We start from the raw sequence: 14,837 nt of genomic DNA, 5'->3' as shown, positions 1-14,837 counted from the left end.
GTATACAGCATTGTACACAATACACATAATATCAACACTTATATACGTCACGCAATGAACACGCTCACATAAATTACAAAAACACAATAATTGTGACGATATTGTGTCACGATTTGTCACAATTTATTCAAAAAAAGAAGCTCCTATGTAGGAACTTCCATTAGCTTACTGCTTTTTCACGAGCACTATTTAACATCGACTGCTCTGTTTTTATATCATGACGTATGACTAACTTCTCACTAACTGCTTGCACATACTCATCATGATTGATATAGCCTTCTTTCTCCATCAATCTCAAAACGACATTTCGTCTCTCTACGGCCTTATCATAATTTTGTACCGGTGAGTAATAAGCAGGTGCCTTTACTACAGCAGCCATCATTGCACTTTCAGCCAATGTTAATTGGCTCACCTTTTTACCGAAGTATAGGTTTGCTGCTTTTTCAATTCCCCATGCTCCTTCTCCGTAATAAATATTACTTACATATAATTTTAAAATTTCATCCTTTGTAAATGTACGTTCAATTTTTTTTGTATAAAAAATTTCTTTCCACTTGCGAGAAAATGTACGTTCATTCGTTAAAAAAGCATTTTTTGATAACTGTTGTGTAATTGTGCTACCACCTTGCACAACACCACCAGCTTTTATATTCTCAACAGACGCTCTGATAATCGCTATATAATCTAAACCGTTATGATGATAAAACCTTTTATCTTCTGTTGCAATAAATGCATGTGTTAATGATTCTGGCACCTCTAACTTAGCCGGTACATGTAATTTACTAATATCACTTTTCTCGATCATTACATTTCCAATGAATAATAACGCGAAACTTAACAATAATAATAAAATAATGGCTTTATACAAAAACTTAGTCATTGGATTTAATGCAACTTTTTGATGATAGTTCACCCTAGATAATACTCGTTCTTTCATCTTAAACACCTCTTTTCCACACAGCGTATAATTCTTACTTTAAGAATACCTTGTTGTAAAAAAATATCCCATCGATTTCTCTTACACATACCTTACATCATTGTAAGGTATAAGGTGAAACTTTAATCAGAACGCACCAATCTGATTGCCCGGCAAATAGTGGGATAAAAAAGTATTGTATCACAGTCCTTTTTTATCTACTATTCATCTGAAATATTGAATATAGATTATGCTAAACCAATAACAGATTAAATCTTAAGGCTATTATACTTTCTATATTAAAGCACTCTATTTTCATTATATCATCTACCAATATATATACTTTTGAGTATCTAGTAATCTAAATGTATATAATATATCATACATTATACAGAACAAACGTTCTTAAAATCAATACTAACACTATTATTATTTTGACCTTTTTCTTAAACAGTATACAAAAAAGAGTAGTGATTTGATTGTATCTCAAACCGGCTACTCTTTTCTTTACAATCTTCCTATTAAGTTATATGGCTGCACTTCCCACGTTTCATACGGAATACAATGTGTTGCTCTCATCGCATCAAGCGTTCTGGATTTCATATGAGGACGCGTTATGTACTCATCTATGTTCTCTTCATTTAAAGCAACAAATTTAGCCTCTTGTATTTCTTCAGGCTGAATTTGTATTTCACCGCTCACGTATGCCACTTTAAAAACAACAGCTAGAATGTGCATGGAAGCATTATAGTAAACTCCTGTAATACCGATAGGCTTCACCGTTAATCCTGTTTCCTCTTTTATTTCCCTACAAATTGCTTGATCGAGCGCTTCTCCTTCTTCTACCTGTCCTCCTGGCAACTCCCATGTATCCGATCGCCAATGTACTTTAGCTAATAACACTTCGTCTTTTTCATTTGTTAAATAACCTGCTACAGCAACGATATGCTTTGGTGTTTTATGTTCCATATTAAGCCTCCTAGCAATAATGAATATTTCACATATCCCTATAAGCATATTCCCTGTCTACAACAAAATACCTTTACTCATTCATCACCTTAATGAAATTCATAAAAAGAAGCCCCTATCCGTTAAATGAAAAGGGGCTTCTATCGTATTATTCTCCTAAGTCTACGTTGTGGTAAACTTGTTGCACATCTTCTAAATCTTCTAATGCATCAACCATTTTTTCAAATTGTGCTTGTGCATCTTCAGGAAGTGTTACATCGTTTTGTGCAAGCATTGTTAATTCAGCAACTGTAAATTCTTCAACGCCAGCATCTTTAAGAGCAGATTGTACTGCATGGAATTGATCTGGTTCAGCATACACGATAACAGCATCTTCTTCTTCAAGAATGTCACGTGCATCCACATCTGCTTCCATTAAAATCTCAAGAACTTCATCTGATGTTTTCCCTTCAAGACCGATAACAGCTGTTGCATCAAACATGTAAGCTACAGAACCGTTTACACCCATGTTACCACCGTTTTTGCTAAATGCAGCTCGTACATCTGCTGCAGTACGGTTTACGTTGTTTGTAAGTGTATCTACAATTACCATAGCTCCATTTGGTCCGAATCCTTCATAACGAAGCTCGTCATAATTTTCTTCTGAACCACCTTTTGCTTTTTCAACTGCACGATCGATAATTGTTCTTGGAACATTGTATGTTTTCGCACGTTCTAATACCACTCTAAGCGCTTGGTTTGATTCCGGATCTGGCTCGCCTTGTTTTGCCGCTACATAAATTTCACGTCCAAATTTCGCGTATATACGGCTAGTATTTGCATCTTTTGATGCTTTTTTATCTTTAATATTATTCCATTTACGACCCATACTTTCCACTCTCTTTCCGGTTTTAAATCTACATAAAAATATTAATATGAAATATCATGTGTGTTCAACACATTTTTAAAAGAAATATAAAAAGTTCATTTTTGATTCATATTACAGACATAATATAAATCACTATCATTTTGTTCTTTCGACAAGTTATATTATACATGAATTGCTACATTTATCACGAATTTTAGAATCACATAACATAATTTAGCAAAAAAACTCTACCATTTCTATTAGAGTTTTTTACATCACCGATACCGATTTCCATAATATTCCCTTAATTCCTTTCTATTGTTGTATAATTAAAATAGGAAAAAATTTGAAGTGAGTATAGAGGGGGAGAATTATGACACATTCAAATACTACATGAATACGTTTATCTTAATCATTTAGTACCTATTTGTGCTTATTCTTTAGTATGATGAAAATATAAAAAAGACTCTACACATTTGGTGTAGAGTCTTTTTTATTACGCCGTTCGTGATACCGATGGTCGGGGTCGAACCGACACTCCCGAAGGAACACGATTTTGAGTCGGTTATAGAATTTAATCTTCCCTCATAAACCATCAGAAACATTGATATATATACGCTCTTTAACGTTCAATTTAAGTTTAAACAAAATCATAACATACGACTATCTTGTAAATAAGTATATTTCGTTTAAAAGGGCTAGTCAAGTTGAGTAGTTCGACATAAAACGAGTTTCTTCCTATTATATAGTGCATATATTATTTATATATATTTTCGCCCTTACCGAGAGACAAATGTTTTATAAACAATACCTACATGGATAATACATTTAATATCATAAAAATTATTTATACTTTCTCTTTCACACTTTTTATATAGTCAGGATACTTTTGTAAATTATACATTATTTCTTTTACAAAAGCGTTTAATTCAAATGATACACCACCGTTTATTTGTTGAATTATAGTACTAGCTTGTACAACAAAACTAGGAATTGAATTCTGTTCATCCTGATATAAGTAATGAAAGCCTGCAAAACGCGGATTACTATAATGAGGATACAAATAAAAATTCAATAATACAACAAAAGCCACCTGTAATCCCACATTACGATCTCTATATTCAGGAATTCCACTATGATATTGCTCCCATTTTTCAAATAAAAAATCTTTAAAGTTCACAAAAGCTCTCGGATTTTCCAAATGCTCCCTAATAATATTATACATACTAACATAGTTATTATCAGCCGTCCCAAGACGATTATCCACATTAGTTTCAATAAATGTGTCTAATAAATATTTTAGATCTTGATTCTTTGTATCAGATGATTCTTTTATTTCCTTATTTATAAATTCTTCAAATAATGTCTGCAACTGGTATTGTGTATTCACAATATATTTTTTTTGGAAGATTTTTTGCAAGTAAATAAAAGGATTCTTTATCCCTTTACTTTCTAAAGCATCGCATACAGCAATTTCATCCATCGCCACAACAAAAAATAATCCTGGAAGATCTAAAGTTGATTTTATCAATTGAAATATATTCACTATCTCTTCTGGAAATAATCTATCTACTTCATCAATCATAATTACAATTTTTTGTCCGTTCGCAACAAACATCATTTCAAGTTCATCAATTACTTCTTTTTTACGCTTAGACAATGGTTTGTTAAATATTGCTTCTCCTGTTTCTTTTACAATATCTCCAACCGCATTTGCTACAGGATTTGCTACAGGAGCAGGTACCCCTTGACTCATTGATACGGCTAAAGTTGTAAGCTTAGCTAATGGTGAGGATATTTTTAAAGCATAGCTCTTAAATTTTTCTTTAGCATTTGTATAACCTTTGTCTATACAATCATAAATTTCTTCAAATAAATACAAAATCAATTCTTCCCTATTATTAATCATCCAAGGATTAAATCGTACAACTTTACATATCCCTGTGTTTAATTCTTCTTCTATAAAATTGAGCATAGTTGACTTTCCTGCCCCCCATGAACCGTTTATAGATATTGCGTAAGGAATATTATTAGGTACTACTTCAATAAATTTTGCAATTTCTTTAGCTTTTGTTGAAAAATGTAATTTATCAGATTCTATACTAGTTAAAGGCAAATATCCATCCATTTTTATTAAACCCTCCTATAAGTATGAAACTTTATTTCTCAACATAATCAATTCCATGCGCATTTATTTTCACTCCATATCCTCCATCCTTAGATATAGAACGGTAATAGATTAAGCCTTTTTCTTCTAAATATTGATAAGCTAAATGATTTTCCTTATCTTCTTTATCATCTAAGTTAAGACGAATCAATACTTCTTGTCCTGCATTCTCAAAATAATCATTATACAACTCTCTAATTAATTTCTCTCTCAGCATACGTCTATCTTCAAAAATCATTCTCCATCACCCCTTATACAATTATAGGAATTTACTACATAAAAATGGTATCAAAGAATGTACGTTCCTACAAGATATACGCATAATTTCTTTCTTTCAATAAAAAAGCACTTCATAAAGAAACGCTCTTTTGAATTTATTTTAATTAGTTATTATCCATGATCCTTTATCAGCAGGATTTGTATATGCTACTTCTCTACCTTGGCTATCTGTGACAATGATTGTTATTTTCTCTCCCTTAGGTATAACCCCAGCCTTTTCAAAGTTAGAATTTATTATACTTCCTAATGCCATCGTATCTGCTTCTTTAAGTAATTTAGACTTTCTGTACCATACATCATCTTTAAAAAGGATAATTACTTTCTTCTCTCCACTATCATCATATAGCATATCAATTACTTCATCCGGTAAATTCCTTTTCGCAAAGTCCTTTGATTCATCTAATGCTTTCTGTATACTTGCATCCCTATTTTGAGGATTAGTTGTGACAGTCGTTTTTGTTTCTTTATCATCTATCGGATCAACATCTTCGTTTGGTACTTCACTAGCAGTTTCTTTTGTATCAGTTTCCACGTCTTTACTTTTTATTAGATAAATATTAATTGAAAGAAGAGCTATAATTCCAACAACAATTGCTACCTTTGCATATTTGAACATTATCTAAATCCCCCCTCTTAAAAATTCCCCTGTGAAATAAATTAGGGTCATGCGCCTTCATTTGTACAATTCACTTATTCAGAATGTAAACCACCCCTCCCCCCTATATTGTCTTATCACTGGAAGAGGTTGGCAAGATGTTTTTTACATATGCATCCAGTTAATTCAGCTATTATGTCAGATCCTATAAAACTTCTTATTGAGTGCATAAGTAACAAGCATATTCCCAACCTTAAATCAGCGCAGAATTATTGCATAGAATTATAATTCTATGCTAAAATATACATATAAACAGGCGGAATACATACATAAACACATGAATAACAAGTAAAAAAAGTTGCGTAGAATTATTTAGGGAGGAATTATCATGATTCATAAGTTCGTAAATGAAGCATTAAAAGGGAAGTCAGTAACAACTGTTAAGACGTATACTCATGCATTAAAGCAATTCGAACAGTGGCTTGATGGTGCAGGAACAGACCTAGAAAGCTTTGCTCGTTCTGATGTCCAACAGTATATTGACTACATGGTTTCACATAAGAAATCAGCAGCAACTATTAATAAAGTATTTAATGCATTAAAGAAGTATTGTAAGTGGAGTAATAAGACAGAAGCAATAGAAGACATAAGTGTAGTGAAGCAACAAGACTTAAAGCAAGTGGCACCTAAATCACTCGATAGAAACGAACGCAACCAACTCATACGTGAAGTGGATAGAGCAGGCAACAAGCGAGACTCGGCTATTGTACTACTTCTATTAAATAGTGGATTACGTGTTAGTGAACTAGTGAATATAGATATCAATGATATGTCCCTTACCGATAGAAAAGGTACGGTTAAGATTATTGGAAAAGGAAATAAAGAACGTACAATACCATTGAATGTAGAAACTAGGAGGGCTTTAACTAAGTATTTAGAAGAACGCAATGGAAATAGCCCAGCCTTATTCCTAAGTAATAGAGGTGAGCGTATTAGTGTTAGGAGTGTGCAGCACTTAATAAATAAATATGGTTTCAATGTACATCAACTACGACATACGTTTATTACTGACCTTGTACGCGCAGGACATGATATAAGCATCATTCAATCCTTATCAGGTCATTCCAGTGCTGATATGATCCTTCGCTATTCAGCACCAACAGAAGCAGATAGAGAAAATGCAGTTGAACAATTATATAAGAATTGATACAAGACTATCGTTTATGATGGTCTTTTTTCATATTCTAATTTATATCGTTTCAAACTTCCTTCATTCGTAAAACAAATTAACTACCCCTTCACTATCTTTACGTTCGTATCAATTCGTATATATTCGTTAACACCGCACAAGATGGTGACCACTCTTCCCCCTCATATCTTCATCTATTCCTTACCACTACATATACATACCTTTTTACACTTATTTAACGTAAAAATCACGCGAAATTATTTCACATATGAAGTAATAATGTTTTACAGATAAGAGGGATTCAGCTACTTCTTATCTCCACTTAATTCAAATTGGCATAGAAATGAGCACTACAGTTTCAAGTTTTAAACGTTTTGAAACCCCTTGTTTTCCCTGTATCTAACGGTGCAGGGTTTTGTTTTGCCTATTTTTAAGCGTAATAAAAACAGAATGTATACAGTTACTTCTTACTTTATTTTTCTCGGCTTCATCACATCCACAAGAACAATATCCTCATTAATTTTAAAATGTTTTTTACTCGATACGATCATTCGGTAACACTCGATAAAAATCACTCGAGCAATTACACCTTAACTAAATTTTAAAACGTAAGAATTACACACGATTCCAAAGTATTAATGGTTTATGAAATCACAATATGGTAATTCGAAAGGAATGTTAATTATGGTTAAAAAGATTTTTCACACAACTGATATGTCGCTAACTGCTGCATTATCAACGATTAAAGGAGCATCAATTGGTCATGTAACTGTAACTCAAAAGGAAGATGACGGCCATCTTGTTACGTTTGAAATTGTATATGAAGAAGGTTTACAACCTGCAATCGACAACATGATTGAACTTTATAAAGCAAACACATTGCAGCTAAACGTTAGATCACTAAGTTCTCAATTAGCTTATTGTCGTTACTTATTTAACCTTAAAACAAGACAATACAACAAATTAAATACGGTTAAAAACGTACAAAAAGATGAAAGTGAGGTGAAGAATTGATGACTCAATCTCGATTAGTACATTTAGTTGATCAACAAACTGGTGAAGTATTAGGTGAGGATATTATCAATCCCCAATCACAAGTAATATCTGAAAATCAGAGACAGGCATATAAGAACAAATTAGAAAAAGAAAGAGATAACCGTCATTTCAGTTTTGCGAATATGGAGAATATTAAAGAAGTGATTTCTAAATTAACAAATGTTCACCTTGGATATTTATTACAATTACAGTGTCATATGGAATTCGGAACAGGGTTTTTAATTGGAAAGGATGGGGCGGTTATGACTAAGAAAGTAGATATTGAACATACATTAGGTATTACAAATAGTACTAATAAGCGGTTATGTAAAGCACTTGAAAGTAATGGGATTTTAGAAGCGGTTAAAGGTGGATACCGTATTAATCCTACTTACCACTTTAGAGGACAAGCTCAAGAACAAAAGATAATCAAATTATTTACTACAACATTAAAGCAGCTATGCAAAATCTTAAAACCTGCTGAAATTGGATTCTTATATAAGTTACTTCCATATGTGCATTATGAAACTAACATGATTTGTATTAATCCTCATGAAATTGATTCTAAGGAAATTCAGTATCTTAATATCGAAAGCATTGCACAAATTACTGAAATTCATCAAAAGAAAATATCTACTCTTCTTAGGAGTTTAAGAAAAGGTGGAGTAATTGCAGAAACGATACTGGAAGATAAACGCCACACTTTCATCACATTAAATCCATATATCTTTTATAGAAAAAGTGGTCAACCTGATAATACGTTAAGAGGTATGTTTGCTGCTTCACCATATGCTCCAAAAAATAGGTAACCTTTTTGACCCTTATTTGCTCGAATGGGTAACTTTTTTGAACTGTTTTAAATCACGCTCAATCCATTGTGGCAGTAAGGCTAAACGTTGTTTTGAGCGTTAATTACTTCTTATTCTTTGATACAAGTTAACTTTATATATAGTTTAAAAATTTACAAGTTTAATAAATAACAGGTTTAATAAGTAGCAAGTTTAACAAATATAAAAGTTTAATTTTAAGTATATTGCTTGTTATATGTCCTCAATTGCCGGACGGCTTAGTACTTCACTTTCGCTCGTACATTCATTTTAAAAATTAAGGAGGTAGCAAATTTATGAAAAAGAAATACATGAATCGCAAAGAATTTATTCAGCACATTAGTATTTTAACTTTAGGATACTATGCATATAAAAATGAACCAATTTCATTTCCACAAGTTGCTGAATATCTAAATACAACTACTGATAACTTACGATTAAAGAAACAAGATACTGATCTAATGAGTCAATTATCTAAATGTGGAATTGTTGTAGAACGTATTAATAATACGAATCATTTTGTACTAACAAATAATTGAACAAAGTAATGCCCTTACCAAACGGATAGCAGGGGGAATGGATAATAACATCCCCCAAAAAAACTTTTCTCTTTGGATAGGGCTAATCAAAAGTTAAATAAAGGATGGTATTAATATGAACAAAGACAATTTATTTTCAAATTTTGAACGTTATGAAGCAAGCAATAGTAATCCATTGTCATTTTTAACAGAAGAAGAAAATAAAAAAGAAACCGCTGCAAAAGAATTAAATAACAGTGATAACCCTTTAGCTTTCTTAAATGATTATGAAACTGCTAAAGATAAAACTTATAAAGGTAATCCGTTACTTTTCTTAGAAAAAGCAAATAACCTTGAAGAAGAAATACTAAATAGTTATAAATATTATGGTCTTGTTGAAGCCCTACGTAAATATCACAAGGGAACTGAGTTAGAACAAGATGAATTAAAGCTTATACTTGACTTTGTAGCACAATTTCCAAACAAAAAATTAGAGGACTTGGAGGATTAATATCATGAATACATTTACACCTAAAGAAGTTAAGATGTTAAGAATGCTTTACGGAAATGACTTTGAATTATATGGTACTTCAAATTCCTCTTCAGACTTTACAAGAATGGACATTCCAACAATTGCAAAAGCATTGTCCATTTATGTTAAAGAGTATTATAAATACGCTAATTATCCAGCAGAGTTTACTGGTTCTGTTTCTGATCTGCGCCATTTTGTAAGAGATGCAAAATTAGATATATACAAGTTTTATAACCTCTTTGAATCACCTACTAAAACGGACAAGTTGGCAAATGAATTAAAGAAAAATAATATTAAACTAGCCTATAGAGGTGGAAAAATAAAGTTAGAAGAATTTTAAAGGGTGTCCTCAATTTAGAGGATGCTTTTTTACTTATTAAGAGGGTGTTAAGTGGTTATTAAATCTGCATTATTAAGTACGTATTAAGAGCATCATAACAAGTTCATATGAGGTTATTAAGTACGTTATAACTACTGCTATATTAAGCTACCTAGAACTTTCGAACCGCTATTACATTCGCTCATACGAAAGTTTATGCTTAGCGTATTACAATTATGAATAATAAACGTATTAATCGGCATAAAATCATTCCAATTCATATACGGAATGTGTGCAAAATTGCGTCTATCACCTTCAATTAAGAACCAAATTTCACGATTCTGACCTGAGTTATGGATTGCATAAGTCCGCTTTTCGTCTTCGTCTACATTTGGCAATTTTGACCTGACCTGCATATTGTACAGGATAGCTATTTTTTCATCTTCACAATCGATAAAATTATCAAGTATAGCCCAATCAACGTTTGTATCATCTAAAATGGATGGTTCAATTTGCTCTATTGTTTCTCCTGCTGTTCTTTAATCCATCTTTCAGCTCTCGCAATCGGATCATCAATCATATAAGAATTTAAATCACGATTTCTTAACTCTTGTTCCATTCGGTTAAATTCATTAATGTACATCATTTTGAACTTTAAAGCTTCTTCTCCAGTGAATCCCATTACTAATAATGTGAAACCGTCTTTAGTTAAATTATATTTCTTGTATTGTCTTGCTCGTTCGTTGATATAAGTTGACTCCTGAAAATTAAGGAGTGAAAATTCATCGCTAGAATAACCAATTAACTTATTGATATCAGACATTACATTATCATGACGTTTACCAAATACTTCAGCCACCATTAAACTATCTGTTACTACCTCGTTATTTTCAATAAATACGATATTACTCATTATTATTATCATTTTTAATGTTGATATAAGAGGACTCGGCAAAATTGCCGAATATAAACCTGACTCATTTATTAAAGTCGAGTTCATATTCATACCCGTCAATTTGACGGACATGGATTCATCTTCATCTAAATATTAACAGCTGAAAATTAAGCCGTGAGAATTGTTTAGCAACTGGTTTTCGCGACTGCATTAAAATTTCATACAATCCATCTTCAGTTAAGAACCAAGATTCTCTAATTTGACCTGATGGGAATAATGTTCCCCCCAGCTTCTTTTCATCTTCATCTACAGTTTTTAACATTTTAGAAACGTCCCTATGCGACTGTCTTGAGTCTTTCCATGCGTATTCAATCCAATTTGCTACATCTTGACCTAAAAATAATGGTTCTTCCTTTGTTCCCTCTTTCTATTCGGTAAGGGTTTATATAAGATTTATAACTTACCTTGTTCATTCTAAATTTTATAAAACGTATTGACTTGGATCAGATGTCTTTCATCATGGGATGAGGGTACAGGACAACGGCTAGGGCATGGAATGACTACCTTACATTGCAAAAACAAGAAAGTTAATGCAACATAAAGCAGACGTTCATTGTTATTTTTATCATGGTCTATCGGGTTAAGGATTCCGTATAGTAACACCTTGTTTGAACGTTAGATTTTCACCTACAACGAATTTTTAACATGCTATGCTTGTCCAACATGCTGAAAGATATAGGGAAGGAGTTTGTACTACTGACATTATCCTTTATTACTTCGTAACCTAATATTTCTTTCTTATTCGTTGCTACCTGTACCTTAATACACCAAGCAACCTTACCAAACCGTTTATGGACGTTCTCTCCTAGACTTCTAACAACGCAAACAAGGAAACGTTATATGTTAGAACGCTTAATTTTATGACAGTGGCTTAGCTAACCTGTTCAAGTGTTTATCGTGGTGTTAGGTCATTCCCACGTTCGGAAATCCCTGTACATGTACCTAAAAAAGACAATAGGAAATTAAACCTTTGCATTATACTTTTTAAAAATTTATAATGAAGGTATTAAATGTACGGAATATCCGTTATTTAGTTTTTAGCGAATATTAACTTTGAGTCACCTACTGCAATAGGTGGCTTTTTTCTTTTTATTTGTATCTATTCAGCATCTTTAAAGGTGAAAATTCTTTATGCTTCTCTTTTACATCATTACTAAATAAGTTCACATATGTTCTAACCATATCCATTGTGGTATGCCCAAGTATCTGTTGTAGTTCAAATATTCCTGCTCCATTTTGAACACTTAATTTAGCGAACGTATGTCTAAATGTATGGGGGCTGCAACGAGCATCTTTTATCTTCGCCATTTCTCCATACTTGCTAATTCGATTTTGTAATTGTCGCTTTGTCATTGGTCGATTATCTATTGAAGTAAATAAAGCATCCGTCTCCATTGATCCTCGAACCGTCACATACTTTCTTAATACTTCTTTCATATATGATTGAATGGGTACTAATCTTTCTTTATATCCTTTTGTATTACGAATATGAACAAAGGAATCTTCCCATTTAATATCAGTAATTGCTATTCCAACAAGTTCATTCGCTCTTACCCCTGTTTCTAAAAGTAATAGCATTACCGTATAATCACGAAAGCCTATAAATGTAGTTAAATTAGGCTGCTTTAATAAATTTTTTATTTGTTCTTTGCTAAATGTAGGTATAGCTTGCCTTCTGACACGTAAGAATTTAACGTCTTTCATTGGATTGAATTTAATATACCTTTCAGTATGAAGAAAGTTAAAAAACGCTCTAATAGCCCGTAAACGTGTATTAATCGTAACCGGTTTTCTTTGTAGAACCTCTTTCATATGGAAAATAACGTTTTTCTTAATTACTTCACTGGTAATTTCAGTAGGATTTGTGGATACAGATTGATCCATGAGAAGTTTGTAAAACGTAGTTAATTCACTCCTATAATATCGAATTGTATGGTCACGTAAATTACGTAACTGACAATCATTAAGGAATAAGTGTAGAGCGGTTTTATAGTCCAGTACATCTAATTGTACAGAATCGTGAATTACTGCTAATTCTTTGACATTTAAATCATTATTACGTCTTTTCATAACAACTTTTACCTCCCTTTGGTACATGATTTAGTACGCTTATTTAACAAGGAGATAATCGTATGTAATAAACTTTTAAGAACACGAAAAAACGGCTCCTACTGAACGTAAGAACCGTTTAAATCAACGTTTGCTTGATACCGATGGTCGGGGTCGAACCGACACTCCCGAAGGAACACGATTTTGAGTCGTGCGCGTCTGCCAATTCCGCCACATCGGCACAAAAGAAAAGGCGGCAACCGGATTTGAACCGGTGATAAAGGTTTTGCAGACCTCTGCCTTACCACTTGGCTATGCCGCCATATAAAATTTTACTGGAGCGGAAGACGGGATTCGAACCCGCGACCCCAACCTTGGCAAGGTTGTATTCTACCACTGAACTACTTCCGCAAAAATGGCTGGGCTAGCTGGATTCGAACCAGCGCATGACGGAGTCAAAGTCCGTTGCCTTACCGCTTGGCTATAGCCCATCGAATTCTTACTTAATTATATGTAAGTATCCATTAGATTATTTATAATTTTTAAAATAAAAATGGGGCGACTGATGGGAATCGAACCCACGAGTGCCGGAGCCACAATCCGGTGCGTTAACCACTTCGCCACAGCCGCCATGCTGTGTAAATATATTTGGCAGGGGCAGTAGGAATCGAACCCACACTGGAGGTTTTGGAGACCTCAGTTCTACCTTTAAACTATGCCCCTATGTAAATGGTGGAGGGGGGCAGATTCGAACTGCCGAACCCGAAGGAGCGGATTTACAGTCCGCCGCGTTTAGCCACTTCGCTACCCCTCCGAAACTTACATGGTGCCGGCTAGAGGACTTGAACCCCCAACCTACTGATTACAAGTCAGTTGCTCTACCAATTGAGCTAAGCCGGCGTATATGATTAAGATAAATGGTGGCTCGGGACGGAATCGAACCGCCGACACGAGGATTTTCAGTCCTCTGCTCTACCGACTGAGCTACCGAGCCTTATTAAAATGGCGGTCCCGACCGGGGTCGAACCGGCGATCTCCTGCGTGACAGGCAGGCATGTTAACCACTACACCACGGGACCATTTGGTTGCGGGGACAGGATTTGAACCTGCGACCTTCGGGTTATGAGCCCGACGAGCTACCGTGCTGCTCCACCCCGCGATAATACTATTCATATAATTTATATGGTGGAGGATGACGGGATCGAACCGCCGACCCCCTGCTTGTAAGGCAGGTGCTCTCCCAGCTGAGCTAATCCTCCAAAGTGGTGACCCGTACGGGATTCGAACCCGTGTTACCGCCGTGAAAGGGCGGTGTCTTAACCACTTGACCAACGGGCCAAATATTATAAATCCTATGGCGGAGAGCAAGGGATTCGAACCCTTGATACGCTTGTGACGTATACACGATTTCCAATCGTGCTCCTTCGGCCAACTCGGACAGCTCTCCAATGGCTCCGCAGGTAGGAATCGAACCTACGACCGATCGGTTAACAGCCGATAGCTCTACCGCTGAGCTACTGCGGAATAATATTGCCTGGCAACGTCCTACTCTCACAGGGACAAGGTCCCAACTACCATCGGCGCTAGAGAGCTTAACTTCCGTGTTCGGTATGGGAACGGGTGTGACCTCTCTGCCATCA

15 protein-coding genes, 15 tRNA genes, 1 rRNA gene and 1 pseudogene are annotated in these 14,837 nt (G+C 34.2%); 6 read left to right on the top strand and 26 right to left on the bottom strand.

The features are described 5' to 3' along the window. Positions 1–160: 160 nt before the first annotated feature. The 6 genes from ACTFRN_RS17055 to ACTFRN_RS17030 form a co-directional block, all read right to left on the bottom strand. Positions 161–937, bottom strand: coding sequence for a transglycosylase domain-containing protein (locus tag ACTFRN_RS17055; RefSeq protein WP_000664712.1), 777 nt, complete (start codon positions 935–937; stop codon positions 161–163). A gap of 486 nt (positions 938–1,423) precedes the next feature. Next, complete coding sequence (locus ACTFRN_RS17050; RefSeq protein WP_000400448.1) at positions 1,424–1,885, bottom strand: NUDIX hydrolase; 462 nt, start codon at positions 1,883–1,885, stop codon at positions 1,424–1,426. A gap of 148 nt (positions 1,886–2,033) precedes the next feature. Beyond that, positions 2,034–2,753: a YebC/PmpR family DNA-binding transcriptional regulator gene (locus tag ACTFRN_RS17045; protein WP_000532946.1), complete on the bottom strand. Its 720-nt coding sequence runs from the start codon at positions 2,751–2,753 to the stop codon at positions 2,034–2,036. A gap of 826 nt (positions 2,754–3,579) precedes the next feature. Continuing rightward, complete coding sequence (locus ACTFRN_RS17040) at positions 3,580–4,860, bottom strand: KAP family P-loop NTPase fold protein (RefSeq protein ID WP_016716404.1); 1,281 nt, start codon at positions 4,858–4,860, stop codon at positions 3,580–3,582. Between the two features lie 31 nt (positions 4,861–4,891). Beyond that, a complete protein-coding gene (locus ACTFRN_RS17035; protein WP_016716403.1) occupies positions 4,892–5,137 on the bottom strand; it encodes a hypothetical protein in 246 nt (81 codons plus the stop codon). 141 nt (positions 5,138–5,278) lie between these two features. Next, entirely contained in the window at positions 5,279–5,794 is a 516-nt protein-coding gene (locus tag ACTFRN_RS17030; RefSeq protein ID WP_016716402.1) for a hypothetical protein, read from the bottom strand. A 367-nt stretch (positions 5,795–6,161) separates the two neighbouring features. Here ACTFRN_RS17030 and ACTFRN_RS17025 point away from each other — a divergent pair, with 367 nt between their 5' ends. From ACTFRN_RS17025 to ACTFRN_RS17000, 6 genes are all read left to right on the top strand, one after another. After that, positions 6,162–6,980 (top strand): tyrosine-type recombinase/integrase, encoded by an 819-nt coding sequence (locus ACTFRN_RS17025; RefSeq protein WP_016716401.1) that lies wholly within the window; start codon positions 6,162–6,164, stop codon positions 6,978–6,980. Between the two features lie 666 nt (positions 6,981–7,646). After that, on the top strand, positions 7,647–7,976 hold the full coding sequence (locus ACTFRN_RS17020) for a hypothetical protein (RefSeq protein ID WP_016716400.1): 330 nt from the start codon (positions 7,647–7,649) through the stop codon (positions 7,974–7,976). Then, complete coding sequence (locus ACTFRN_RS17015; RefSeq protein WP_016716399.1) at positions 7,976–8,806, top strand: hypothetical protein; 831 nt, start codon at positions 7,976–7,978, stop codon at positions 8,804–8,806. The genes ACTFRN_RS17020 and ACTFRN_RS17015 overlap by 1 nt, the downstream gene beginning before the upstream one ends. A gap of 314 nt (positions 8,807–9,120) precedes the next feature. After that, entirely contained in the window at positions 9,121–9,363 is a 243-nt protein-coding gene (locus ACTFRN_RS17010; RefSeq protein ID WP_016716398.1) for a hypothetical protein, read from the top strand. Between the two features lie 115 nt (positions 9,364–9,478). Beyond that, entirely contained in the window at positions 9,479–9,853 is a 375-nt protein-coding gene (locus ACTFRN_RS17005; RefSeq protein ID WP_001030776.1) for a hypothetical protein, read from the top strand. 4 nt (positions 9,854–9,857) lie between these two features. Then, a complete protein-coding gene (locus ACTFRN_RS17000) occupies positions 9,858–10,214 on the top strand; it encodes a hypothetical protein (protein WP_001091610.1) in 357 nt (118 codons plus the stop codon). 137 nt (positions 10,215–10,351) lie between these two features. Here ACTFRN_RS17000 and ACTFRN_RS16995 read toward each other — a convergent pair whose 3' ends face one another. The 20 genes and pseudogenes from ACTFRN_RS16995 to rrf form a co-directional block, all read right to left on the bottom strand. Next, a complete protein-coding gene (locus tag ACTFRN_RS16995) occupies positions 10,352–10,591 on the bottom strand; it encodes a hypothetical protein (RefSeq protein WP_029141045.1) in 240 nt (79 codons plus the stop codon). Between the two features lie 119 nt (positions 10,592–10,710). Beyond that, entirely contained in the window at positions 10,711–11,193 is a 483-nt protein-coding gene (locus ACTFRN_RS16990; protein ID WP_229147445.1) for a Rha family transcriptional regulator, read from the bottom strand. A gap of 37 nt (positions 11,194–11,230) precedes the next feature. Next, positions 11,231–11,494 (bottom strand): annotated as a pseudogene (locus ACTFRN_RS16985) (BRO-N domain-containing protein); the annotation flags it as partial. A 743-nt stretch (positions 11,495–12,237) separates the two neighbouring features. Beyond that, positions 12,238–13,218 carry a tyrosine-type recombinase/integrase gene (locus tag ACTFRN_RS16980; protein WP_016716395.1) on the bottom strand — a complete coding sequence of 327 codons (981 nt, stop codon included), beginning with the start codon at positions 13,216–13,218 and terminating at the stop codon, positions 12,238–12,240. A gap of 138 nt (positions 13,219–13,356) precedes the next feature. Continuing rightward, positions 13,357–13,438, bottom strand: a tRNA-Leu gene (locus tag ACTFRN_RS16975). Between the two features lie 10 nt (positions 13,439–13,448). Then, a tRNA-Cys gene (locus ACTFRN_RS16970) sits at positions 13,449–13,519 on the bottom strand. 14 nt (positions 13,520–13,533) lie between these two features. After that, positions 13,534–13,608, bottom strand: a tRNA-Gly gene (locus ACTFRN_RS16965). 5 nt (positions 13,609–13,613) lie between these two features. Further along, positions 13,614–13,688 (bottom strand) — tRNA-Gln (locus ACTFRN_RS16960). Positions 13,689–13,751: 63 nt separating this feature from the next. Then, positions 13,752–13,827: transfer RNA gene (locus ACTFRN_RS16955), tRNA-His, on the bottom strand. A gap of 19 nt (positions 13,828–13,846) precedes the next feature. Beyond that, positions 13,847–13,920, bottom strand: a tRNA-Trp gene (locus ACTFRN_RS16950). Between the two features lie 7 nt (positions 13,921–13,927). Further along, a tRNA-Tyr gene (locus ACTFRN_RS16945) sits at positions 13,928–14,011 on the bottom strand. A gap of 10 nt (positions 14,012–14,021) precedes the next feature. Next, a tRNA-Thr gene (locus tag ACTFRN_RS16940) sits at positions 14,022–14,097 on the bottom strand. Positions 14,098–14,115: 18 nt separating this feature from the next. Beyond that, positions 14,116–14,191 (bottom strand) — tRNA-Phe (locus ACTFRN_RS16935). Between the two features lie 9 nt (positions 14,192–14,200). Further along, a tRNA-Asp gene (locus tag ACTFRN_RS16930) sits at positions 14,201–14,276 on the bottom strand. Between the two features lie 3 nt (positions 14,277–14,279). Continuing rightward, positions 14,280–14,356: transfer RNA gene (locus ACTFRN_RS16925), tRNA-Met, on the bottom strand. A gap of 24 nt (positions 14,357–14,380) precedes the next feature. Then, positions 14,381–14,456: transfer RNA gene (locus tag ACTFRN_RS16920), tRNA-Val, on the bottom strand. A 4-nt stretch (positions 14,457–14,460) separates the two neighbouring features. After that, positions 14,461–14,535, bottom strand: a tRNA-Glu gene (locus ACTFRN_RS16915). Positions 14,536–14,552: 17 nt separating this feature from the next. Continuing rightward, positions 14,553–14,644 (bottom strand) — tRNA-Ser (locus ACTFRN_RS16910). A 2-nt stretch (positions 14,645–14,646) separates the two neighbouring features. Beyond that, positions 14,647–14,721: transfer RNA gene (locus tag ACTFRN_RS16905), tRNA-Asn, on the bottom strand. 8 nt (positions 14,722–14,729) lie between these two features. Beyond that, positions 14,730–14,837 (bottom strand): 5S ribosomal RNA (gene rrf / locus ACTFRN_RS16900); the annotation flags it as partial.

The sequence above is a fragment of the Bacillus cereus group sp. MYBK245-2 genome (genome assembly GCF_051916145.1).
Classification (GTDB): Bacteria; Bacillota; Bacilli; order Bacillales; family Bacillaceae_G; genus Bacillus_A; species Bacillus_A pacificus.
This window is presented reverse-complemented; position numbering and strand designations above follow the sequence as displayed.